The sequence below is a fragment of the Shewanella sp. Choline-02u-19 genome (genome assembly GCF_002836205.1).
Classification (GTDB): Bacteria; Pseudomonadota; Gammaproteobacteria; order Enterobacterales; family Shewanellaceae; genus Shewanella.
Map to the genome: position 1 here is coordinate 795,331 of NZ_PJBE01000012.1, position 24,794 is coordinate 820,124.

19 protein-coding genes are annotated in these 24,794 nt (G+C 45.0%); 8 read left to right on the forward strand and 11 right to left on the reverse strand.

Annotated elements, in window-relative coordinates:
- Window positions 1-9: 9 nt before the first annotated feature.
- The 6 genes from CXF83_RS05460 to CXF83_RS05485 form a co-directional block, all read right to left on the reverse strand.
- Window positions 10-2,229: a PAS domain-containing protein gene (locus CXF83_RS05460; RefSeq protein ID WP_101091732.1), complete on the reverse strand. Its 2,220-nt coding sequence runs from the start codon at window positions 2,227-2,229 to the stop codon at window positions 10-12.
- A gap of 167 nt (window positions 2,230-2,396) precedes the next feature.
- A complete protein-coding gene (locus CXF83_RS05465; RefSeq protein WP_101091733.1) occupies window positions 2,397-3,020 on the reverse strand; it encodes a TatD family nuclease-associated radical SAM protein in 624 nt (207 codons plus the stop codon).
- Between the two features lie 189 nt (window positions 3,021-3,209).
- A complete protein-coding gene (locus CXF83_RS05470; protein WP_101091734.1) occupies window positions 3,210-6,368 on the reverse strand; it encodes an efflux RND transporter permease subunit in 3,159 nt (1,052 codons plus the stop codon).
- The gene (locus CXF83_RS05475) at window positions 6,368-7,582 is read right to left on the reverse strand and encodes an efflux RND transporter periplasmic adaptor subunit (protein WP_101091735.1); all 1,215 of its coding nucleotides are present in this window, start codon (window positions 7,580-7,582) and stop codon (window positions 6,368-6,370) included. The genes CXF83_RS05470 and CXF83_RS05475 overlap by 1 nt, the downstream gene beginning before the upstream one ends.
- Window positions 7,583-7,839: 257 nt before the next feature.
- On the reverse strand, window positions 7,840-9,066 hold the full coding sequence (gene srmB / locus CXF83_RS05480; RefSeq protein WP_101091736.1) for an ATP-dependent RNA helicase SrmB: 1,227 nt from the start codon (window positions 9,064-9,066) through the stop codon (window positions 7,840-7,842).
- A gap of 78 nt (window positions 9,067-9,144) precedes the next feature.
- Complete coding sequence (locus CXF83_RS05485) at window positions 9,145-9,876, reverse strand: tRNA1(Val) (adenine(37)-N6)-methyltransferase (protein ID WP_101091737.1); 732 nt, start codon at window positions 9,874-9,876, stop codon at window positions 9,145-9,147.
- 497 nt (window positions 9,877-10,373) lie between these two features.
- On the opposite strand from CXF83_RS05485, the gene brnQ reads away from it, so the two are divergent.
- From brnQ to recJ, 4 genes are all read left to right on the forward strand, one after another.
- Window positions 10,374-11,717, forward strand: a complete 1,344-nt coding sequence (brnQ, locus tag CXF83_RS05490) for a branched-chain amino acid transport system II carrier protein (RefSeq protein WP_101091738.1) — start codon at window positions 10,374-10,376, stop codon at window positions 11,715-11,717.
- 126 nt (window positions 11,718-11,843) lie between these two features.
- Window positions 11,844-12,746 (forward strand): site-specific tyrosine recombinase XerD, encoded by a 903-nt coding sequence (xerD, locus tag CXF83_RS05495; protein ID WP_101091739.1) that lies wholly within the window; start codon window positions 11,844-11,846, stop codon window positions 12,744-12,746.
- A gap of 208 nt (window positions 12,747-12,954) precedes the next feature.
- Complete coding sequence (gene dsbC, locus CXF83_RS05500) at window positions 12,955-13,683, forward strand: bifunctional protein-disulfide isomerase/oxidoreductase DsbC (RefSeq protein WP_101091740.1); 729 nt, start codon at window positions 12,955-12,957, stop codon at window positions 13,681-13,683.
- 134 nt (window positions 13,684-13,817) lie between these two features.
- Window positions 13,818-15,542: a single-stranded-DNA-specific exonuclease RecJ gene (gene recJ / locus CXF83_RS05505; protein ID WP_101091741.1), complete on the forward strand. Its 1,725-nt coding sequence runs from the start codon at window positions 13,818-13,820 to the stop codon at window positions 15,540-15,542.
- An 814-nt stretch (window positions 15,543-16,356) separates the two neighbouring features.
- Here recJ and pepA read toward each other — a convergent pair.
- A complete protein-coding gene (gene pepA, locus CXF83_RS05510) occupies window positions 16,357-17,865 on the reverse strand; it encodes a leucyl aminopeptidase (RefSeq protein WP_101091742.1) in 1,509 nt (502 codons plus the stop codon).
- A 223-nt stretch (window positions 17,866-18,088) separates the two neighbouring features.
- Between pepA and lptF the strand changes: the two genes are divergently transcribed.
- Window positions 18,089-19,204, forward strand: coding sequence for an LPS export ABC transporter permease LptF (lptF, locus tag CXF83_RS05515; protein WP_101091743.1), 1,116 nt, complete (start codon window positions 18,089-18,091; stop codon window positions 19,202-19,204).
- Entirely contained in the window at window positions 19,201-20,259 is a 1,059-nt protein-coding gene (gene lptG, locus CXF83_RS05520; RefSeq protein WP_101091744.1) for an LPS export ABC transporter permease LptG, read from the forward strand. Before lptF ends, lptG begins: the two co-directional genes overlap by 4 nt.
- A gap of 165 nt (window positions 20,260-20,424) precedes the next feature.
- Here the strand turns inward: lptG and CXF83_RS05525 are convergent, their stop codons facing one another.
- The 4 genes from CXF83_RS05525 to CXF83_RS05540 all read right to left on the reverse strand — a co-directional run bounded on the left by CXF83_RS05525 (window position 20,425) and on the right by CXF83_RS05540 (window position 23,309).
- Entirely contained in the window at window positions 20,425-20,934 is a 510-nt protein-coding gene (locus CXF83_RS05525) for an RDD family protein (RefSeq protein ID WP_101091752.1), read from the reverse strand.
- Window positions 20,935-20,995: 61 nt separating this feature from the next.
- On the reverse strand, window positions 20,996-21,250 hold the full coding sequence (locus CXF83_RS05530; protein ID WP_101091745.1) for a DUF2960 domain-containing protein: 255 nt from the start codon (window positions 21,248-21,250) through the stop codon (window positions 20,996-20,998).
- Window positions 21,251-21,295: 45 nt separating this feature from the next.
- Entirely contained in the window at window positions 21,296-21,775 is a 480-nt protein-coding gene (locus tag CXF83_RS05535) for a GNAT family N-acetyltransferase (protein WP_101091746.1), read from the reverse strand.
- A gap of 46 nt (window positions 21,776-21,821) precedes the next feature.
- Complete coding sequence (locus CXF83_RS05540) at window positions 21,822-23,309, reverse strand: carboxypeptidase M32 (RefSeq protein WP_101091747.1); 1,488 nt, start codon at window positions 23,307-23,309, stop codon at window positions 21,822-21,824.
- A gap of 116 nt (window positions 23,310-23,425) precedes the next feature.
- On the opposite strand from CXF83_RS05540, the gene CXF83_RS05545 reads away from it, so the two are divergent.
- Together CXF83_RS05545 and CXF83_RS05550 are read left to right on the forward strand one after the other, a co-directional pair.
- Entirely contained in the window at window positions 23,426-23,974 is a 549-nt protein-coding gene (locus CXF83_RS05545; RefSeq protein ID WP_232775038.1) for a DsrE family protein, read from the forward strand.
- 152 nt (window positions 23,975-24,126) lie between these two features.
- Window positions 24,127-24,750 (forward strand): OB-fold-containig protein, encoded by a 624-nt coding sequence (locus CXF83_RS05550; protein WP_101091748.1) that lies wholly within the window; start codon window positions 24,127-24,129, stop codon window positions 24,748-24,750.
- The last annotated feature ends 44 nt before the right edge of the window (window positions 24,751-24,794 follow it).

The following is a 24,794-nucleotide window of genomic DNA, read 5'->3' on the forward strand; positions in this document are numbered from 1 at the left end:
TTTAGCCGCTTAAAACATCTGACGGGTAAATGCTTGGCAGATATTTTGCTCATCAGTTTGTTTGGCCCGTTTAAGGGCGACTTCTGCATTACTCAAGAACTGTTCGAGCTCCTGCCCACCTTGGTAGGCAGCTATCCCGATGCAGATACCTTCTCCTAGCCCATTGTCTTTGAGCTTGGCAAGGGTATCAATCGCAAAGTAATGCGCTTGGTCTGAATCTGTATCGGGTAACATGATAATGAGCTTACCAAGCTGCCAGCGAGACATTTGGTATCGGTTTGGTAGCTCCCTTAATAACTGTATTTCGACCTCTTTTTGCCGACTTTCTAGTTGGCCACTATCACTCATGTGGCTGAGCATGCCTTCGGCGGCAATATCGAGCAACATAAGACTTGAGAAGTCTTTTTTCGCTTGGCTCATATCATTAAAGTAACGTTCAAGATCACGGCGATCGCTAAATATGGTACTGCGATGTGGCACTAAACTTTTTGGGTCATTAGCATGGAGTCTTGATTTAGCCCGCTCAAAGGTACAGACAATATATTCAATATCGTTTGAACTGTCTAAATGGCTCTTCAATGTTGCCAACATACAGGCGTCATTAGCACGATTGTTTGATGAGAATATCTGACCTTGCCAAGTGCCTTTAATCATCAATTGCTGTGATATTTGCGGCCACTTTTGTTTAAACTCTTCATTGAGCAGATCGGTAATTTGTAGCTTACGGCTATCTTTAACCTGCATCAGCGTATTAAATGCCTGATTAGATTTTATGATGACACCTTTAGCATCTGAGAGAACCGTGGCTATTGGATTATCATTGAGCAATTGATTTAACTTTGCTTCCTCTTGGCTATGTTTTAGCTCCCCGACATCTTCAAAAGTGACTAAGGTGTAGTTTTGACCGTTATTCATATCAATTTCAAGTCGAAGTCTTACTGACAATCTAGCGCACTCTGAAGCATCGCTATCAAGCTCGCCTTGCCACTCATGGTTAGCTATTAACTGTTCTGACAGGGCATGAAATTGATCATCGTCCATGTGTAATATGCGTTGTAAGCTACGGTCAGACAGTTCATCTATTTGAAGAGAGAGTAGCTTAGCAGCCATAGGGTTGGCACTGAGCACTCGACCCGCATCATTGACAATGATGTAACCAGAATCGGTGTTGAATAGTCGATTGGCGAGATCAATACAGAAGTCACGAGAGCGATGAACCATACGATAGGCATGGGTTAGGTAAATGACAAAACAGGCTAACAAGGTGAATAGGGTAGCGCCCCCCATGAGGATATTACGCCACTGTTCAAACTTGGCTGCAATGTCATCGTTTTTAACGTAGGACAGCAAAAAGTATTCACGGCGAGTCTCATACTGAGTGGTCAACTCGACTTTAAGGTAAACAAACGTGGCATCGTCACCGTGGAATTGGCCGAAATTACTTGCGGCAATCTTTCGCCAAAGTGCAGGGTAAGATTGCTTAAGGCTGCCGCCCATCGTTTCAGGTAGTCGACCAATAGTGGGTGATTCGATCACACCGGAGTAGAGCAAACCTTGTGTGTCGAGCATCATTAACGGTGCTTGTTGACTGGAATAAGCAGGCTTAATATTTTGCAACATGCGTGACATTGAGTTATAGGCGACCAAATAACCTCTAACGGTTTGGTCTGGATTCTCCAGCCAAGCAAGCTGATACAAATAGGGCTCTAATTTGCCATTAACTGGGCTAAATTCGAGCGGGGAGGTGTAGATCTCGTTGCCGCCCATATTACGTGAATTTCCCAGTAAAGACGGTGGCAGTGCGTGATGGCCAAACTCTTCATCGGTGGCAAATTTGAGTTGACCTTGTGGGTCATATAACGCAATACCGAGCAGTTCAGGGATGTTATCAACAATGATGTGCCAATTATCTTGTAACTTGGCTAGGTTTGGCTCACTCGGGAGTTTCATGTAACGATTTAATAGTTCTGAGGTGGCAAACATCTGTGTTCTAAATTGCTGGAAAGAGACTTTGTCAGCAATCAGAGTACCAACAGCTTGTAGCTCGCTGTAGCGTTGTGTCGCCCAGTCTTCTTGTAAACGTCTCTCACCTAAAGTGATGATAATATTCGTAAAAATAATAACCGATATTATTAATATGCCGATTTGACTTGCCGCTGCCAAAATTCGTTGTTGGGACCACTGGATCCCTTGAGCATTGATAAGTAGAGGTAATTTTCGGGTTAACATCAATCGCTAATTCTGATGGTTATTATAAACGCCATGTTATACCAATTCGGCTATATATGTAATTAATTCAGCCTTGGTGCACCGTTACTTTGCCTCTGCTCTAGGCTGAGGCTGAAGTTATGTTTAACGGACTCGATAGAATAGTCGCTGAGTCGTTAAATGTGCCTTTAACCTACGACGTCTAACTCCCTTTGCTTAAACGTAGCGCCTGCTGCTTCGACTAATTCTCGACAGGCATCAATGTCGACACCGGCTAAGCCGTTAATGGCTGAAACCTGTACGTCGGCAATATAACGTGGGGCTTGTTCTATAAATTCGAGTACCGCGGGATAAGCGCCTTTCAATTTAGGTTGGCAATGCGCTTGGTAGCTGGCGGCGGTATCGGCATTAAGCGATATTGACAGGCTATCAATACATTCTGCTAGCTCAGGTAGAATGTTGCGCTTGTGGAATAGATTGCCTAATCCATCCGTGTTGACTCTTACCTTGCCTCCTCGTGTTTTTATCTCTTTCGCTACGTTTAATAATGTTGGCAAATTAAGCGTTGGCTCTCCGTATCCGCAAAAAACATATTCATCGAATTTAGAGGTATCGCCAAGCAGTGCAATCACTTCTTCAGCACTAGGTTGACGATCGAGCCCTAGTTGATATTGGTGTACCTGTTTGCTGCCATTATGTTTTGGACAGAATTGGCAACGTAAAGTGCATCTGCCGGTAATGTTCAAATAGCGACTGGTACGGATATCATAAACAAGGGTGGCTTCAGTTTGTGTCGGTGCAGTCGTTGTCATTATTTTGGGTCGCTAGCAAAAGGGGATTCAGCTTAGCGAATGCACTGTACTTATTCTGTTTGCTGGATCGAGTATTTCTATTTTTCTCCACTGAACATCGATTGATACGTATTTAGTGGTCGCTAATGTTGGAGGCGTAAAAAAGGAGGCCATTGGCCTCCTTTTATTCAGTACAATAATAAAGTGTCTCTAGTTTGATACCTGCTCTGGTGACTGGTCAGCTTCAGCTTCAGCTTTTGGTTGCCACCACCACTGATAGAATCTACTAGAAGTGCGTTTGATATCATCAAGGATTATGTACAGTAAAGGCACCAAAATTAGCGTCACTACGGTTGAGAACAAAATACCAAATGCAAGAGAGGCGGCCATCGGGATAACGATTTGAGCCTGTAAGCTCTTCTCTAACAAAATAGGCACTAAGCCGACAAATGTTGTCAGTGAGGTTAAGATAATTGCCCTGAATCGGTAACAACCAGAGTCGACAGCTGATTGCACTATCGAATGGCCTTCTGCGCGCGCACGGTTAACGAAATCGACCAAAATCAATGAATCGTTCACCACCACTCCCGCAAGAGCAACAATGCCACACAAGCTCAAAATACTCATGTTTAGACCGAGGATAAAGTGACCAAATAGCGCGCCAATCATACCAAACGGAATCACCGACATGATGATAAGAGGTTGGCTATATGACTTTAGCGGAATGGCCATGAGTGCATAGATAGTAAATAGCGCAAAGAAGAATCCTTGCATCAAGCTAACAAGTGCACTTTGTTCATCGGCGCTACCACCATCGAGTGCAGTCGAGATATTCGGATATTTTTTTGCCAGTATCGGCAAGAAATCCTCTTGAATTTCTGACACAACCTTGGAGGGTTCCACTTTGTTGGTATCAGCATTGGCGGTAATCGTTATCGCTCTTCTGCTATCCACTCGAGTAATGGAGGAGTACGAATCACCTAGCTCAATTTGGGCAACTGTTCCAAAAGGCACCGCTGCACCGGTTGGTGTACGGATCAGCATATTCTCGAGATGACCCACTGTGCGGCGTTGTTCAAGTGGGTAGCGCACCATCACTTTAACTTCTTCTTTGTTACGCAAGATCCGCTGCGCTTCATAACCGTAGAAACCGTATCTAACTTGGCGAGCTAGATCTGACAGCGTCAGTCCAAGCGCTTCCGCTTCTGGTTTGATCTTTAGTTTGATCTCTTGGCTACCAGAGGAGAAGTTGTCGGCAATGTCGTAAACACCTTCGTAGCTTCGCAGCTTTTGTTTCAGTTCTGCAGAGGCAAGCGACAATTGCTCAAGATTACTTGAGGTGAGTCTAAAGGCAATATCGCCACCAGTGTCATTGGTGCTGGCATTAATATTGAGTTTCTTAACGGCAAGCAGTTCAGGCAGTTGTTCACGCCAAGCTGAAGCGATGGTTTCGCCATCAACAGTGCGCTCTTCGCCCTTGGTGAGCTCGGCAAAAATAAATGCAGAAGTACGAGAACTCATATTAATAAAGCTGTGTTTTACTACCGGGTAGCCGAGTTCACCTTCCATATCATCGTTCATGCGGTAGAGTGCTTCCTCTACTTCTTGAACCACTTGCAGGGTATTTTCTTCTGAGCTACCTTCATCCATTTGCAGCTGAACTTGGATAAAGTCTGACGGAATACTGGGGAAGAACACCCAACGTACCTGACCACTAACCACCAGTGCGATAGACAGGATGAGTACACCGGTAAAGATGGCGACGGTGTTATATCGATTTACAATGCAGCGCTCTAAAAATGAGCGATAATTGTTATGGATAAAGTACTGCACCTTGTCATTTAAACCCGCTTTAAAACGGCCTAACCTGCCCAATTGATCACGTGGCTTGGGTGGTTTCATATGGGCTAAATGTGCGGGTAAAATCAGTTTCGATTCCAATAGCGAGAACATTAAACAGAGGATAACCACCATGCCGATAGATTTCCAGATGATCCCCTGTGGACCCGACACCATCAACATTGGCACAAAGGCCGCGATGGTGGTGAGTACACCGAATGTCGCAGGCATCGCGACTTTCTTGGCACCTCTAACCACATTATCAAGTGAATGCCCGTATCGCTCTATTTCACTATAGGCACTTTCGCCAATGACAATGGCATCGTCCACCACGATCCCTAGCACTAGAATAAAGGCAAATAGTGTTAATAAGTTAATCGACAGTGAGAATGGCTCTAATGGCATGACCAACATGGCGCCCAAGAAACAAACCGGTAGACCTACCATTACCCAGAACGCCAGCTTAATTTCCAAAAATAGCGCCAGAATAACAAACACTAATAAGGCACCATAAAACATGTTTGACAGCATCATGTTCAATCGACCTTTTAGGTAGTGGGTTAAGTCACCCCAAGTATCGAGTTTAGCGCCGGTCGGTAAGAACTCGCGTTTCTGCTCAATGTATTCTTTTACCTGTGCAGAGATATCTAACGCGTTTTGATCATCAACGCTCAATATTTCAATAATTGCCGCGGGCTGACCATTGAAGCGAGTGTATTCGAGTCTCTCTTCAAAACCGTCGTTGATAGTCGCCACTTGTGGCAGCATTACGCGGCTGCCGTCGGGACGACTACTCACCACAATTTGAGCGAAATCGTCACCTGTGTAAGCTTGTCCTTTTGTACGCAGTAAAATATCGCCATCTTTAGCGCGAATTGAACCGCCAGGCAGATCGATTGATGAGTTCTGTACTGCTTGTGCTACTTGAGAGAAGGTGAGTCCGTACTCTCGCAGTTTATCTTCCGATAATTCAATCGCAATTTCGTATTCACGTACGCCAGTCACCTGGGCTCGCGTTATCGCGGGCAGTGCAGCGACTTCATCACGAATGGTCTTGGCCAGCTCTTTCATCTCTCTAAGAGATTGGTCACCATAGACCGAGATCCAAATGACATTGTTCTCAGGTTTAAGACGGGTAATGTTGGGCTTTTCAATGTTGACGGGGAAGGTGGATATAGCGTCAATTCGTAGCTTGGCTTCATCGAGGATATCTTGTGGATCGTAGCTATCTTCCACTTCAATGGTAACTGACCCCACCCCTTCGCTGGCAACCGATGTGACTTTCTTTATGCCGTTAATATCTTGGATCGCTTCCTCGATCTTGATATTAATGCCTTCCTCGATTTCTTGTGGTGCTGCGCCTGGGTAGGCGACTGAGATGTTGAGGTAGTTAAGCTCAAAGGTCGGGAAAATCTCTTTATTAATAATAACCGTGCTAAATAGACCGCCTATCAACAAGACCCACATTAATAGATTGGATGCGACATTGTTTCTAGCGAACCAAGCGATCATCCCTTTTTCAGCAGCCATTATTGTTCACCTTTACTAGCGAGTTTTTCTTGAGGTGCCGGCTCATCAGAACCCTCTAAAATCGAGCTGTTCTCTTCGCCTAAGACTTTGACTAATTGGCCATCTTCAACATTGGTCAGGTTAGTTACTGAAATGCGCTCTCCGCTGGCTAAGCTATCTTTGATGTAGACATTTTCTAGATCGGTGCGGACGACGTTGACGGCTCTGATCTCAACGCTGTTATCTTTTTTAATGAGGGTAACGGTTCCATGACGTACCAGATAACGTGGCAACTTCACTATACCTTCAACAGTGCGACCTTTAATGACGGCGCTGACAAAACTGCCGTATTTGAGTGGCAGTTGACCATCAACTCTAGTGCCTCTAAGGTAGGGATCTTTCACTTCAGCGACCAAATAAACCATGCGGTTTTCTGCGTCGATAACGCCTTCGCTGCGAATAATCTTGCCTGTCCAAGTTACAATCTTACCCGCAAGATCGGCACTTAAAGTGACTTCTGTATCGGGGTTTTCGACTGATTCTAAATAGGCTAAATCATTATTTGAAAGTGGTAAGCGGATCTCTGCTATTTGAGTGTCGTAAAGTTCGCCTAAGTTAGTGCCTAAGGTGACATACTGCCCAAGGTCCACATTTCGCGCCTTGATGATGCCATCAAAAGGCGCGCGAATAACGGTACGCTCAAGGTTTCGCTCTGCTCTAGCGAGTGCGGCTTGTTGAAACTTAACATTGGCTTGCTCTTGCTTTAACTGCGGCAGACGCAGGCCTAATTCTGGGGGAATGCCGCCGTCGTATCCTTTCCAGTCATTTTTAGCCACTTCGCCCTTTGCGCGTTCCTCTTCAAGTGCTGCCTTGGCCTGTGCTACAGAAGCTTGAGCTTGCATTAGGTCGGCTTCATAATCTGAAGGCTCAATAACGGCGAGTTCTTCGCCTTTTTTAACGACACCACCGGCAACGAATTTGTTGGATATGTTAAGCATTCGGCCCTGAACTTCAGTGACCAATTGGGTTTTATATTTAGGACTGACGATACCGTAAGAGGGCAGATTGAGCGACACTGTTTGTTGTTGAACTTCCATAACATCAACAATTGGGATGGGCGCTTCATCTGCTTTTTGTTCAGGTGCTTCTTTAGTGCTGATAAGTACTTGCGCAGCCACAATAAAGAAAACAAGAATAAATAGTGGGGAAGCCCTTCTGATTACTTTTTTTATCATTATAATTTCGCTTTTCCATGTAATACCTTTCCTTTGACGTAAATTACCAGACTCAGCGCGAACACGATATTGTTTTTTGTATATAAAATGTTTCAATTTATGGCGTTAACCCTAACATGTGTGGTTTTTTAAGGCGCTAATGCATAAATAATGGACATTAAGATTTTTGGGGGAGGTTGTTGGGTGAGATTTTTTTCGGCTAGAAACAGAAAAGGATCACATTAAGTGATCCTTTTAAAAGAGCAAGTAAGCGAGGTTTACTTCTTTTTCTTCTTCTTGTTTTTCTTACTATAAGTCTTGCCAGTGTCTTGTACTTTCTTCTTCCCTGGAGGCTTAGCCTCTTTGTTATTAGGGCGAAGATCTTTCACAAAACGACGCTTTAATGGCTGATCAATATAGCGTTCAATCTTGCCAACAATACGGACGTCATGGGCTTCAACGAGTGATATCGCCGTTCCTTTTGCGCCAGCACGGCCAGTACGACCAATACGGTGAACATAGGTGTCTGCTGAACGTGGCATATCAAAGTTGATGACATGGGTGATGTCATCTACATCAATACCACGTGCAGCGACATCAGTGGCAAGTAGTACGTTAACTTCACCTTTAGTGAAACGTCCTAAGGCTTGAAAACGTGCTTTTTGCTCCATATCACCGCGCATAAAGCTGCAGGTGATGCCTTGTTTCTGTAATAAGCCTTCAAGACTGGCAACCGATTCACGTGTTTTAACAAACACGATAGTGCGCTGCACTTCTTCTTGTTTCAGAATAGCGCATAACATCGCAAATTTATGGGCTTTATCGTCAGCGATATGGACCCATTGGTGGATCTTGGCTTTTTCGCTGCGAGGAGCTTCTGCTTCAACCTTGGCAGGGTTGTTTAATAACTGATGTGAGAAACGACCTACGTCGCTACCTTCAAGCGTGGCAGAGAACAACATGGTTTGTTTACGGCCAACAGACTCGATAGCGAGTGTTTCCACTGCGGCAGAGAAGCCCATATCCAGCATACGGTCGGCTTCATCGATAATTAAAACTTCAACCTCTTCGGCATTGAATAACCCTTTATCAAGGTATTCCATTAAGCGGCCTGGTGTGGCGACTAAAATGTCGACATTGCCTTTTAATGCATCTTCCTGAGCCGCGTAAGGAACGCCGCCGGTAATGATGCAGGTATCGAAGTTTAAGCCAGTGCCTAAATGAGATGCATAGCGATGAATTTGACTGGCAAGCTCTCGTGTTGGAGTCAGAATTAATACGCGAGCTTGGCCACCGAATCGACGTGGAAAGTCGAGCAGGTGCTGCATAGCAGGTAATAGGAAGCTCGCTGTTTTCCCTGTTCCTGTTGGCGCACGAGCAAGAATATCTCTTTGCTCCATGGCAACTGGAATTGTTTGTTGTTGTATCGTAGTGGGCTTGTTGTGGCCCATTGCTTTTAGTGACTCTAACAAACGAGGGTCAAGCTGGAGATCTTCAAATAGCATGCGTTGGCATCTCAATAAATAATAGCCGCACATTATAAAGGTTTCACGAGCGACTTGAAACGATTAGATCGCCGATCGCTACAGCTTTAAATAAAAACTTTTTGTGAATTGAACAAACTCATCGGTGTACTGACCATTTCTCTGACGAATCGCTAAGGTTGAGATTGAATTAACCTCCTGATCAATTAGCGTATTTGTGTCATTTGATACGACTAGGAGCAACAACTGTCTATTGGGTAGCTTACCTTCAACACTGGCGACGGTCACCGAGTGTCTAAGGGCTAGCGGGTATTTATGGAGTCGGTTGAGTAGTTGAGTGGCTTCAGTGGTTGGCAAAATAAGGCTCGCTTGGCCTGTTATTGGACAGAGCAAAGAGCTGATCGCCCTTAACAGTTCATCAAAACTCAGACTGTCAGTGTGACGCGCTGTGGCTCTTAGCTGGCTACTCGATCGTGGGCCATTGCCAAAATAGGGGGGGTTGCAAATGATGTGATCAAAACGCAGTTCTATCGCCTCAGTGCAGTACTGTTGAATGGAACTTGTTAGCAGGGTTAACCTTTCGGCCCAAGGGCTGTGATTGAAGTTGTGCTGGCAATCGAGCGCTGCGCTTAGATCCAGCTCGATAGCGGTTATTTGCGCTTGGCTGCGTTGAGCAGCCATTAAACTCAGCAAACCGCTTCCAGTACCGATATCCAATATGGTTTTGGCATTCGTTAATGGTGCCCATGCGCCGAGAAGAACTCCATCGGTGCTGACAGGCATGCCGCAGCGGCTGTCGTCGATATGAAACTGTTTAAAGCTAAAAGGCATGTAAGTTACAAAATGCGGGTCAGTGACAGAATTGTACGCTAAATCATCCTAAGCACAATCAAGATAGACATTGCTGTTTTAGTCCACGGCGAGGGCCTGTGTTTACTCGTTTTTAAGCATTTGATAGGCGAACTGGTGGATGTTTCTTGCTTAGATGATAAATGGGTTGAATGTAAGTGATGAAAATTAAGTGTTAACAGGGCGTTATTATTTGTATCGAGAGTGGCAATTATTCGGCCGCGATTCTTGTTAAATGGTTGTGAGTCTGATAATAGTATGCGCCCCCAAGAGAGGACAAAGCCTCTTTTTAGGGACTGTAAACCAGTTTTATAGCAATTACAGTGACCGCTTTTTCGCTGTTGTTCATAAAGTAGCCAAGCTTAGGTCGTATTTACCACTGGCTTGTGTAAACCAAATATTACACATTAATAGTTGTCATCCTAAAGTGGTGCTGTAAAGGCGTGATGAGATGAAATTGTTAACAATAAAAAATAAAGATGGGGCATAAAGTGCAAAATAATCAAATGAGTATTGCAGATACGTTAGGGTTGGGTTTCATGACCTTCGCGTTCTTTTTAGGGGCGGGAAATCTTATCTTCCCTCCGTTAGCGGGTTTTTTGGCTGGCGAAAATATGACCTTAGCCATGTTTGGCTTTCTTGTCACCGCAGTCGGACTGCCTCTTATTACGCTGATTGCTGTTGCTAAAGCCAACGGTAAAATTATGAGCTTATTACCTCCCATTGCTGCCACCGCACTTGCCGTCGCTATTTTTATCATTATAGGCCCTGCTTTCGCCGCGCCAAGAACCGGTTTAGTTGCTTTTGAAGTTGGTTTTAAACCTTTCTTAGACAATGCCGAAGCGACCTTTATGATTGCTGGTATTACCCTAAACGTCGCGCAACTTCTTTACACATTAATGTTCTTCAGTATTTCCATGGTATTTGCACTGTACCCAGGAAAACTGCTGGATAATGTCGGCAAGGTATTAACGCCTATCCTTATATTGTTGCTTGTCGGTTTAGCGGCCTCGGTTATCTTTTTACCAGGAAGTCCGGTTGCTGCTGCTGTCGGTGAGTACCAAACTCACCCGTTAACGAAGGGCGTATTGGAAGGCTATAACACCATGGATACCTTGGCGTCGCTGATCTTTGGTATTTTAATTATCGATATTCTGCGTAAGAAAGGGATAACAGATCCTAAAGCGCAGACGGGCTACTTAATTAAAGCCGCTCTCATTGCTGCAGGTGGCTTAGCGTTTGTTTATATAGCTTTATTCTATTTGGGCGCTACCGCGGGCGATTTAGCGGCGGGTGCTGAAAATGGCGGGGTAATTTTAACTAACTATGTGACTCATGAGTTTGGTACAACGGGCTTAGTGCTATTGTCCACGGTTGTGACATTGGCCTGTTTAACCACCGCTGTTGGACTGATTAGTGCTTGTAGCGAATTTTTTAATGAGTTATTACCTAAGATCTCATACCGCCGTTTTGTGGTTATTTTGAGCGTGATTTGCGCGACGATTGCTAACGTCGGGCTGGCACAGCTTATTAGTATTAGCATCCCAGTATTGATGACGGTTTACCCCGTCGCAATTGCTTTAGTGGCGGTCACCTTCTTAACCGAACGTTTTGCTAAACCTGAAGCGGCTCATCGAATCGTGCTTAGCGTTGCGCTTTTCTTCGGTATTATCGATGGTATTAAAGCGGCAGGTGTTGATGTTAGTGCGTTTAACTTTATGCCTTTGCATACTGAAGGTATGGCTTGGTTATTACCTACTGCAATGACGATATTTGCCTGTTTGATGATGAAGAAAGAGCAAGCAGCAGTGGCTGTAAGCTAAATCATTAACGGTAGTCTGCTTGAGTGAGATGACAAACACAGGCTTGATATCATAAGATAACGGCGATGAATTATTAGTTCATCGCCGTTTTTTTATCTAATCGCAACATAATCTAAGAGAGTTTGGGTGCCAGCTGACTACATCCCCGATCCCGTAATCGATCTTTTCCTTGACCACTTGTGGTCAACCAAAGGCTTAAGTGACAATACGTTGGACGCTTACCGAACCGATTTGCGCCATTTTGACCGCTATGTTCAGCTTCATGCTGGAGATCTTATTGGCAGCGGTCAGCTCGATGTGCGTGACTACCTTGCTGTCCGTTTTGATAAAGGATTCGCTAAAAGTAGTAGCGCGCGGATGATGAGTAGTCTGCGAGGATTTTATGGTTATCTGGTGATCAACAAACAGATAAGTAGTGATCCGATGGCGCTGCTAGAATCTCCCAAGTTAGCGCGTAAACTGCCGGATTCTTTGAGTGAAGATGATATCGATCGATTATTATCGGAACCCAATGAAGAAGATCCAATTGAGTGCCGTGACAAAGCGATGCTTGAACTTTTGTACGCCACGGGACTGCGCGTGTCTGAATTGGTTGGATTAACTATGGAGCAAATTAGTCTGCGTCAAGGGCTGGTGCGCATTGTGGGTAAAGGGGGCAAAGAGCGCTTAGTGCCTTTGGGCGAATTAGCCGTCACAGAGGTTGAAAGCTATCTAAAATATGCCAGAACCGAGTTGCTTAAAGGTAAACAAAGTGATGTGCTGTTCCCGTCTAAGCGGGCGCAACAGATGACACGGCAAACGTTTTGGCATCGAATTAAGCTTTATGCATTAAGGGCTAACATCGCCACGGCTATCTCACCACATACTCTAAGGCATGCCTTTGCCACTCATTTACTCAATCATGGTGCGGATTTAAGAGTGGTACAGTTACTCCTAGGTCATAGTGATCTATCGACCACACAAATCTATACTCACGTAGCAACGGCTCGCTTAGCCAGCTTGCATAGCGAACATCACCCTAGAGGTTAAGAGTTGTAGATTATTGGTGAGGATCAAGCCGTAATAATGACACTTTCTAACTCAGAGATTTGCCAATAATTTGATAAGTTTCACGTCTGTATGATTTAGTTACAGCAAAATATTTGCTTTAACTAGCATGAGACTGTAACTTTTCAGCCCCAGACAAGGTCTAATCTTTACACCCTTAAATTGACCGTTACGTAGAATAGGATATCCAATGAAGTTCACCCGAGCATTTTCTTTGATCATTGCAATGATAATCGCCCCTGCTGCCCTTGCCGGGTCTACCACCAAAAATGATGATACCGCCGCTTTAGAAAAGAAGTTGTCAGAGGCATTAAGTGTCGATGTCATGTCGTTTAAAGAGTCACCTATTCCTGGGTTATATGAAGCCTTAACCAACCGCGGTGTGCTCTACATCAGTAAAGATGGCACTATGCTGATGCATGGCACGCTTTACGATTTAGACAAAGGCATGAAAAACCTAACGGAAGCTGCAATGGCTGGCCCGCGTATCGAGATGATGAAGCCACTCGAAAAGAATATGTTGGTCTATAAAGCCAAAAATGAAAAGCATGTTGTGACTGTGTTTACTGATGTGAGCTGTGGTTATTGCCGTAAGCTGCATAATCAAATGGATGAATACAATGATCTTGGTATCACGATTAGATACTTAGCATTCCCGCGTGCTGGCGTGCCATCGGCTAATGCTGATGAGATGGAAGCCGTTTGGTGTTCAGCTGATCCGCTAAAAGCGATGAGCGATGCTAAAGCCGGTAAGCGTGTACTAAATGCAAAGTGTGATGCGAAAATTGCTGAGCAATATAACCTGGGTCAATCATTTGGTATCAATGGTACTCCCGCTATCATCCTTGAAGATGGCAGCCTTGTTCCAGGGTACCAGCCACCTAAAGATCTATTAAGAACGCTAGAAGCGGCGCAGTAATCTTGCAGCGCAAGCACTAACGTTATGTATGGAAAAAGGTGAGCTTAAGCTCACCTTTTTTATGTTCATTCTAAAGCCTTCTTTAACAGTCTTTGTTATGCTGGTTCAGTCATTTTATTGAGGTAGTTAGCCCTGTGATCCATAAGATTGTTCGCCGCGCAAAAGTGGATGATAGCCACTTACCTGATTCATATTCCCCATTGTTAAAGCAGATTTATGCTAGCCGCGGTGTTAGCGCTAATGAGTGCGAGCTTAGCTTAGGCAAGCTGTTGAGACCCAATACGATGTTGGGGATTGATCACGCAGCAGAGCTGGTTGCTGACGCAATGGCGGCGCAAAAGTCGATCCTGATTATGGGTGACTTTGATGCCGATGGTGCCACCTCCACCAGTGTTTGTATGCTTGCGCTTAAAATGATGGGCGCGAAAAATATTGATTACCTAATCCCGAATCGATTCGATTATGGCTATGGTCTCAGCCCTGAAATAGTAGCGGTTGCTGCCCAGAAAAACGCTGAGATGATCATTACTGTTGATAATGGTATCTCCTCTATTGAGGGTGTAAAAGCGGCGAAAGCGCTCGGCATGACGGTGGTCATTACTGATCATCATCTACCGGGTCATTCTTTGCCAGAAGCTGACGCCATTGTTAATCCCAATCAGGACGGTTGCCAATTTGCCAGTAAATCAATCGCCGGTGTTGGAGTTGCATTTTACTTGATGTCGGTGCTTCGGGCCGAGCTGAGAAAGCGAGATTGGTATCAACAGCAAGGTATTAGCGAACCTAACCTTGGATTGTTATTGGATATTGTCGCTTTAGGCACGGTCGCCGATGTTGTGGCGTTGGATACTAATAATCGCATTTTAGTGGAAGCTGGATTGCAGCGGGTAAAAGCTGGCCGCTGTCGCGTTGGGATCACCGCGCTATTAGAGGTAGCTAAACGCACACCGTCACGCATTGTAGCCTCTGATTTTGGTTTTGCTGTGGGCCCTAGATTGAATGCCGCAGGGCGCTTGGACGAAATGGCACTCGGGGTTGAAACCCTGTTATGTGAAGACATCGTTCTGGCCAGAAGAATGGCATCGGAGCTTGATGGCTTAAATGCAGAACGGCGCGATCTTGAGACTGGAATGCAGCAAGAAGCGCTTAAGAGTCTTGAAAGTGTCGAGCTTAACGAAAGTGAATTGCCTTGGGGCATTGCGCTATTCCAAGCCGATTGGCATCAGGGCGTCATTGGTATTCTCGCCTCGCGGATTAAAGATAAGTATCACCGTCCGGTTATCGCTTTTGCTGATGCTGGCGACGGTGAGATAAAAGGGTCTGCTCGCTCAATTAAAGGCCTGCATATGCGTGATCTTTTAGAGCTTATTAACAGTCGTCACCCCGGATTGATTTTAAAGTTTGGTGGCCACGCAATGGCGGCAGGCTTGTCGATTAAAGCCGGGCAGTTTTCACTGTTTGCTGATGCCTATGATAAAGCTATACGTGAGGTGCTAGCCCCTGAGTTATTAACTGGGGAGTTGGTGTCCGATGGCGAACTGATCCCAGAGCAGTTTAAATTAGAGTTGGCCACTGAGCTGCGTAATGCTGGCCCCTGGGGGCAATCATTTCCTGAACCTTTGTTCGACGGTCATTTTAGAATTATTCAGCAGCGTATTGTGGGCGAGAAGCACTTAAAGTTGGTGTTAGAGACGGAGTGTGGCCGCATCATGCTTGATGCTATTGCCTTTAATGTTGATTTGAAGACTTGGCCTGATGCCAGTATCGGGCATGCTGAGATCGTGTATAAATTAGATGTGAACGAGTTTAGAGGTAATCAAACCCTGCAGTTGATGGTGGAGCAGATCGCGCCAAAGTAGTGTTTACCTTTGAATAAAGGTGAACCTAATCGCCTGCAGAGGGCATATGTGCAGACACTGCCGTGACACGCTGCAAGTCCATCCTTGGAAGCTCGGCCATGACGTCCATGTCATGGACGGTCACGGCCGTATCTACACTGGATAATTGGTGTTTTAATTTATACCGCCGCGGTAAGGCATTTCCTAACACGGAAATGCCACAATGCTTGCCAGTATGTCGTTAGTCTAGATAAGCAATACCTATCAAGCTGCGCTTGACCAAGGTCGTGGCGCTTCGCCCACACCCGAGCCAAGGGTCAAAGCGCTTGCGCCCGCTCTTGATGTCATAAGAGTCAATCCCTCTGCGCCCCGGCGAAATTGTCTGAAAAGCGAAAATTTCCAACGGGGAAGATGGTGTTATTAGCTGCCTAAGTAGTTAGGGGGTTAGATTTCTGTTTTAAAATTGAAAATGCAGGAGCTGGAGCGTTGTGCTTTTCGAAACCAGTGTAGATGCGGCTGAGGCCTTTGATGGCATGGCCAATTCTGTTCCATACAGAATTTGGCATTTCCTCCGTCCTTGGAGGTCTGATGTCTTCATTGAGCTCACATGGACCCTTTCTTTTATAAAGAGTTGCAGCGAGCCTCAGTTGCGTCTGCACATGCGCTGACCGCAGGTCATTGGAACCACTTTTGCCAGAAGCTAACTAATTTCTGTCCAAAAATGAGTTTCATTTTGTATTGTTCAGTGACACAAAGCATTAAAAAAGCCAGTTGAATTAACAACTGGCTTTTGTTCTATCTGGCAATGCTAGATAAGTGATTTTGCTTAAGCAAATTACTCGCCTTGGTCAACGCCTGCGCGGTTGATCAAGAACTGAGTAAGCAAGGGTACAGGACGACCCGTAGATCCTTTGTTAGCGCCACTATTCCATGCAGTACCGGCAACATCTAAGTGCGCCCAGTTATACTTCTTAGCGAAACGAGATAGGAAGCAAGCTGCAGTGATTGATCCTGCAGGACGTCCACCCAAGTTTGTCATATCCGCAAATGGGCTTTCTAAGTGCTCTTGGTACTCATCCCACAAAGGCATACGCCACGCTCTGTCACCACTTTGCTCACCGGCATTAAGTAGCTCATGTGCTAGTGGGTTATGGCCAGAGAACAGGCCTGATGCGTGCTTACCCAATGCAATAACACATGCGCCGGTTAAAGTTGCAGTGTCGACAACCAATTCAGGATCAAATCGTTCAACGTAGGTTAATACGTCACATAACACCAAGCGACCTTCTGCATCGGTATTTAATACTTCAACAGTTTGGCCTGACATTGTCGTCAAAATATCACCAGGACGATATGCATTGCTTGAAGGCATGTTTTCACAGCCCGCTAGAATACCAATCACGTTGATAGGAAGCTGCATGTCACACAAGGCTTTCATTGCACCGATAACGCCAGCAGCGCCGCCCATGTCGTATTTCATCTCGTCCATGCCTTCGCCTGGTTTAAGTGAAATACCACCTGAGTCGAAGGTGAGTCCTTTACCAACAAGTACAATTGGCTTCTGTGTATTATCGACAGCGCCCTTGTACTCCATGATGGTCATAACAGATTCGTTATCACTACCACGGCCCACTGCTAGGTATGAATTCATTCCTAGCTTTTCCATCTGCTCTTCACCTACAGTTGTTACTGTTAGGTTTTCAGTGGCTTCAGCCATTTGGCGAGCTTGCGATGCAAGGTAAGCTGGGTTACAGATGTTTGGTGGCATGTTTGCTACGTCGCGGCAAAGATGCATACCAGCAGAAACGGCCATACCGTGTTGAATCGCACGTTCACCAACGGTCAATTCACGTCGAGTCGGTACGTTAAACACTAATTTGCGCAATGGACGACGAGTCTCGCCTTTACGGGTTTTTAGCGCATCAAAGCTATATAGACTGTTTTGTGTGCTTTCGACGGCTTCACGTACTTTCCAGTACGTATCGCGTCCTTTGACGTGTAATTCAGTTAGAAAGCAAACGGCTTCCATTGAACCCGTTTCATTCAAGGTATTGATGGTCTTAGTGATAATTTGTTTGTATTGGCGTTCATCTAGTTCACGCTCTTTACCACAACCGACCAAAAGCACACGTTCGCTAAGCACATTAGGCACATGATGCAGTAACAACATCTGTCCAGGCTTACCTTCTAAGTCGCCACGACGAAGTAGGTTGCTAATGTAGCCTTCACTGATTTTATCTAGCTGTTCGGCGATACCGGACAAGCGTCTTGGCTCGTATACACCTACGACGATACAAGCTGAGCGTTGTTTTTCTGGGCTACCGCTCTTTACGCTAAACTCCATGGGTTCTCCTAGATTCTTAAAGACAAATTTTATTATTTATTAGATAATGTCTGCTTGTGCCCAAAAAGGGCCTGAACATGGCGCACCCTAGAATAGATTTTTCAGGTGTTTTCTCTAGCCATGTTATGTGATTGTTGGTTACAAAACTACTAAAAGTAGACAGTTTACATGAAAGTTGTATTGATACCAGCATAATTCAAAGTTTAGAGACCGGATCCTCCCTGTGATTGTATTTAGATACCTGATTCGAGAAGTTTTAAAGGCACAAATAGCGGTACTTTTGGTGCTGTTAGCTATTTTTATTAGCCAACATTTCGTGCGAGTGCTCGCTGATGCCTCAGATGGCGAATTTCCTGCTTCCTTAGTGATGACATTGCTAGGGCTCAACATGCCGTTCCTGACGGTGTTAGTACTCCCCCTTAGTCTATTTTTAGGTATTTTACTGGCTCATGGCCGTATGTATTCTGAAAATGAGATGGTTATTTTACATGGCGTTGGTATCAGTGAATGGTACATCACCCGGATAACCTTGCTGCTTGCCTTGATGAATATGGTCTTTACTGGCTTTTTGTCGATATATGTCACTCCTTGGGCGGAAGAGCAGCAAAACCAAGTATTGGAACATGCACAGTCAGAAGCGGGTCTTGCGGCATTAACACAAGGTCGATTCCAGACCAGTCCCAATGGCCGTGCAGTATTATTCGTTGAACGTATTGGTCGAGATAATAAGCTCGATAAGGTGTTCGTGGCGCAGCTGCCAGACCCTGATGATGAAACAGGTTTAGCCAACGTTGTGGTTGCACGTTCGGGTAAAGTTGTTGAAGACGCAACGGGTGGACAAAGATTACAGTTAGAAGATGGGGTGCAATACCAAGGAAGCCCCAAGCGTGTTGACTATCAAGTGGTTGAATTTGGTGGTTATCAGATGCAAATCAAGGAGCAGGAGGGCGGTGAGCGTAGGCGTAAACTGTCGGCATTGCCTATTGGTGAATTGATGGATATCGATTCGCCTGAAGCCACGGCTGAATTTCATTGGCGTTTAGCGATACCTTTAGCCATCCCATTGATGACATTGATTGCTGTCCCTATGGCGCGGGTGAATAACCGCCAAGGTAAGTTTGCCAAGATGTTCCCTGCTATTTTGCTGTATTTGGGATACTTTGGATTAATGGTTGCTGGTCGTAAGTCATTAGAAGATGGGGTTATCCCTGCGTTCTTAGGGATGTGGTGGATCCATGCTTCGGCGCTGGCCATTGGCTTACTGTTGCTCGGAAAAGAGCGACCTTCGGGGGCAAAACTGTCTAATGTGTTTAAGCGTAAAAAGGCGTCAAGCACATGAGAATTATAGATCTCTATATCGCCAAGGTCCTTATTAGCAGCTCCGCCTTATCACTACTGATCTTGACTGGACTATCAGGGATTATTAAGTGGGTCGACCAGCTAAGATTAGTCGGTCGAGGGACTTACAGCATGATAGATGCTGGTATCTATGTGTTGTTCTTGATCCCACGCGATATCGAAATGTTTTTCCCCATGGCAGTGCTGCTGGGTGCATTGATTGGCATGGGAATGTTGGCATCTAATTCTGAATTAGTGGTCATGCAGTCATCTGGCTTGTCGCGCTTACAAATCGCCATGTCTGCTATGAAAACCGCGATTCCGTTGATGATTTTGGTGATGCTACTGTCAGAATTTGTGGCCCCCGTTGCAGAGCAGCGCGCGAAAGAGATTCAACGTACCAAGTTATCTGGCGGCAGCCTAATCGAATCTAATCGAGGTGTTTGGGCTAAAGACGGTGACTTGTTCGTTAATATTGGCGGCGTTGTCGATACCAATCATTTACGCGATATTACTCTTTACGAATTTAGTGACACCACCAACCTTACGAGTACTGTGCACGCAGAAAAAGCAGAGTATAAAGATAAGTATTGGCAGCTGTATGAAGTCAGAAGAACCTCGCTTAAGAACAACCAAGTGGTGTTAACCAACTTAGCAGAAGATAAGTGGGTATCGTCACTTACGCCAGAAAAGTTAAGTGTGGTGTCTGTTAAGCCCGAGTCGTTATCTATTGAAGGTTTGGTGGACTACTTAGATTATCTAAAGAATAACAATCAAGCATCGGCTCGTTATGAGCTGGCGTTGTGGCGTAAGTTAATGCAGCCGGTCACGATAGCGGTAATGATGTTGGTGGCGTTGTCTTTTGTATTTGGCCCGCTTAGAACAGTTACCATGGGCGCACGCGTCTTGTTAGGGGTTGTTGCTGGGTTTAGCTTTTATATTTGCAGTGAGGTCTTTGGGCCGTTAAGCATTGTTTATGGCTTGCCTGCATTCATTAGCGCAGGGATGCCAGCGGTCATCTTTAGTGCCGCCGCCTTGTATTATATTCGCAAGTGATAAGCTAACACTCATAACACTCATAACACTCTTGATAAGAGCCTTTAATTACCTGCTTATGTCATAAAGCGCTAATAAAAAGAGTAATAAAAAAGCCAATAAAGCGTCTTTTACAAGGGCGATGATTGGCTTTTTTGGTTTTAGCGTTAGCAGCTAGGGTTTACGTTAAACGCCGCGCCAATTACGCATCTGATTTGCTTCTTTCGATAGCTCAACGACTTCTGAACGGGTCATCATGTCTTGAAGCGCTAGTTTATCGCCATTAATCAAGATCCATAAATTACCGATCCCAAGTAATGACCACACGAGTCTCGCGGCAGCTGTCACCATGCTGAGGTTCTGGCCGTTAGGATGTTGGACCTTAAGTCTCCAAGCACGCATGCCGAGCGTTTGGCCACCATAACTCCAAAAGCTGATGTAGAACACACCAACACATAGTGCAATCCAGAATTGATAAATCCCTTTATACAACGGAGTGTCATTTAAAAGATCAGACACCATTTCTTGTCCTGCCATGTCGATGAAACCGGCAGAGACTAGTGCAGTGAAGATACCAAAACCTAGCGCACCAGCAACCATGTAGACTGCTACAGCAAGAAGTAAATCATACATTATCGCGCCAAAACGCTTAAAAAATCCCGCTCTTGGAAAGTTAGCGTGTTCGCTATTGGGCATTGAAGTCGCAGTCATTTATATCACTTTATTTGTTGGTATCGAAAAGAAAGCATCTATTAGTTTAACGCGCTTTTGGATCATCTTTGATGTAATAGATATCGGTAAAACCGAAGCGGATAAACTCTTTGTTACGGAAATCTCTTACCGCAGATGAACCCTTAGACGTGGTTTCAACTTGTTGTGCCATCATCAGGTAACGGGTTAAATCGATGCCTTCTTCAGCCGCTACAGCTTCGTATATGTCGTGAAATTTGTCATAAGCAAAGTTTATCTCTTTCGCTTTACCCTTGAACTTATAGGTGATTCTAGTGGCCATGGTTATCTTCTCTTTTGAAATTGGCTATATGATAACAAATCTACGCTATAAGGTATAAATCATATAACAGGCGTCGCTTGGATAGCCGCTGAGATCTTTATCAATAGCGTGGGTTTCAAACCCTTGTTGTTGCCAATAACGATCTGCACCTTGAACGGCGACGAGGCTGATAGTCGCATAACCCTGTTGTAGCGCAAACTGTTTCAACTTGCCCAATATCAAGCCTCCAGCCCCTTTGCCTTGGGCGTTAGCTGACAAGGCTATATCGTGCAAATAAAGCGTGTTAGCGGCTTTGATAGCACTCAACTGCTGTTCTAGTGAAGGTGGGTTGTTAGCCACCCAAGGGTGTGCCAAGCAATAACCCACTACTTGATTGTTAAGCTCGAGGCCAAAGCAAGATTGTGGTGATGCTAGCCATTTACTCTGTAAAACCTTTAATGATTCAGGTTCAATTTGAGGATAACACTCTAATTGGATCTCAAGGATTGTTGGCCAATCAGCGCTTTCGATATTGCGTAACTTCATTTTCACTTCCTATTACCGGGTAAGCTGGATCATTACTCTTCAGTCGCTATGCACTGTAGCGTTGGATTAAGTGTTGCTTAAAGTGCTCTGGGTTGAGGTTTTCACCAGTGGCTTGCAGTGCCAATTCATCGGTTGTGAGTAAACTCCCTTTAGACCAAATATTGTTGTTGAGCCAACCCATGATTGATGAAAGCTCTCCCTTGTCGATAAGTGTTTCAATCGAGCCTAATTGCTTCTCCATTGCGACTCTAAACTGAGCAGCATACATCGCGCCTAGCGTATAGCTTGGGAAATAACCCATTTCACCTACAGCCCAATGAATGTCCTGCATACAGCCATTTTTATAGTCGCCATCGGTATTAATTCCCAATAGTGATTGCATTTGTGCAGACCAGAAATCAGGCAAGTCAGCGACGGCAAGCTCGTTAGCGACTAAGGCTTTCTCTGCTTCAAATCGGAGCAAAATATGACATGGGTAAGTCACTTCATCAGCATCCACTCGGATATGACCTGGCGTGACGCGAGAATAGATGTTGAGCAGTTGTTCATGGCTGAGATTGCAATCTAGACGTTGTGTTAACTTAGGCTGTAACTGCTTTAAAAATGCAGCACCTCGCCCTAATTGCATCTCACAGAATAGGCTTTGGCTTTCATGAATAGCCATCGAGCGAGCAAGTCCAGCGGGTTGCCCACGCCATTCAAGAGGTAAGCCTTGCTCATATTTTGCATGACCCGTTTCATGAACTACGCCCATTAATCCACTGGTGAAGTCAGCTTCATCGTAACGCGTCGTTAGGCGCACATCACTGGCTACACCACCGCAAAAAGGGTGGCTGCTGGTGTCTAATCTACCGTGGTTGAAGTCAAACTCAAGTAAGGTCATTACATCTCGACTGAATAGAGCTTGAGCTGCACTCGCAGTATGGGGGATAGCATAATGAGGTTGGTGTTTCTGTTTGTCTTGGACCTGCTCAATTAAGCCCGGTAGCCAACTTTTTAGCCCGCCAAATATCTGCTCTAATCTGGCTGACGTCATACCGGGCTCAAACTTATCTAGCAGCGCATCATAAGGAGAGATATCGAGTGCTGCCGCGCGGATCTGAGCTTCTTCTTTGGACAGTGCTAATACATTTTCAAGATTGGGTTTAAATCCTTGCCAATCGTTTTGGTTACGCTGCTCTCGCCAAGCTTGCTCACAGTGGTAAGCGGCTTTTGTTTTTGCTTCAACCAGACTGCCAGGCACAATATTGGCTTGCTGGTACTGGTAACGGATCTCTCTTAGGTTGGCTTTTTGCTGCCAATTAAGGTTTTCTAATTCAGCTTCTGCAATGGTGTGCGCTAGCATCGGCGCCGTTTTTAGTGAGTGAATATGTTTGGCTAGTTCCGCCATTGCAGCACCTCTGGCTTCACCTCCGCCCGTAGGCATCATTGCCGCTTGATCCCAATCGCCGAGGGCGCTTAAATGTTCAAAATGGCTAATGCTCTGAAAGTGTTCACAAAGAAGTGCATAGTGCTTGTGTGCAGATTGATTCATAAGAGTCAGCTGATAGTGATTAATTTAACTATGCTAGCACGATATAAAGCGCTAAATAAGCGTGATTTACGGCAGAGTTTTATCAACCAAATAGCTAATGACGAGGGAGAGACAAAATGAAAATACAGCAGAGTGTTTATTTTCTTAGCGGATTTTTTTTACTGTGTAGTTTTAATCTTATGGCGGGCAGTGACGCCTTTAAACTAGGACCCGTACTGACTCAGTATGGAAAAATTGCAAAAGTCGAAAGTCGTTTGATGATCCCTAAGGATATGCAGATGAAAGTGGTATTCGATATGAGTACAGCGGCAGAACCCGGTAAGGTTAACCGCAGCCTAGATACGCTGGCGAGGTTTATTAATATGCATGTTAGTGAGGGAGTACCGTTAAAGAATATTGAGTTAATGATGGTGGTGCACGGCAGTGCGGTCGCTGACTTTACTGATAATAAGTTTTATCAATCTCATCAGTCAAAGCCCAATGGCAATACTGAATTAATAAGTAAGCTTGCCAAGCTTGGCGTTCATTTTTACGTTTGTGGTCAAAGTGCGGCGTATTATGATGTCTCTTCGGCGCAATTATTACCGGGTGTGGATATGGCATTGTCTGCCATGACGGCTCATGCAATTGCTGCCCAACAAGGCTATAGCTTGAATCCTTTTTAAGTGTACATTATTGTGTTTGGCTATCGGATAAAGTTTGATATGCTCAAACACTTCATAATTTATACTAATTATGAAGTTAAGCCACATTACAGGGCATTGACGCCCTGCGCCGCATAGGATGATGCGGATAAATTGTGTTCATGGAGGATTTAATGGTTTCAATTCTATTAAGCCAAGATAATTTACCTTATACCATTTCGCTGTGTATCGTATTTGTACTCGGAATTGTAGAAAGCTTATCTCTCGTCATTGGTGCCAGTTTCTTAGGCTTACTTGATGATTGGACACCCAATGACGGCAACGCCGATGTAGCAGCTGTTAGCGGCCTTGTTAGTTGGTTGTGCATTAACCGGCTGCCGTTACTCATTTGGTTAGTCTTAGCGCTATTAAGCTTTGCGATTGCAGGCTTTTCATTTAACTACTTATCTCAGAGCTGGTTCAACAGCTTGCTCCCCCAATTCTTCTCGTTGTCCATTTCTTTGATATTAATGGCGTTATGCTGCCACTTTTTCGGTGGAAAACTGGCTGATATTTTGCCAAAGAATGAATCTTTGGCTGTATCGGTTGAAGACCTTAACGGCTGTGTTGGCACGTTGACGACGAGTAAGGCGGTGCAGGGTAGTCCGAGTGAAGCCGTGGTTAAAGATGACTATATGCAGCAACATTACGTGTTAGTGGAGCCTGAGAGCGATGGTGTCGAGTTTCCGACAGGCACGCAAGTGGTGTTGCTGAAAAGAAAGGGACAAGTGTGGAGCGCAGCGAAACTTGAATCTTAACGAGTATGTTGAACTTAAAAGGAAGTTCTCCTTCCTACGAAATG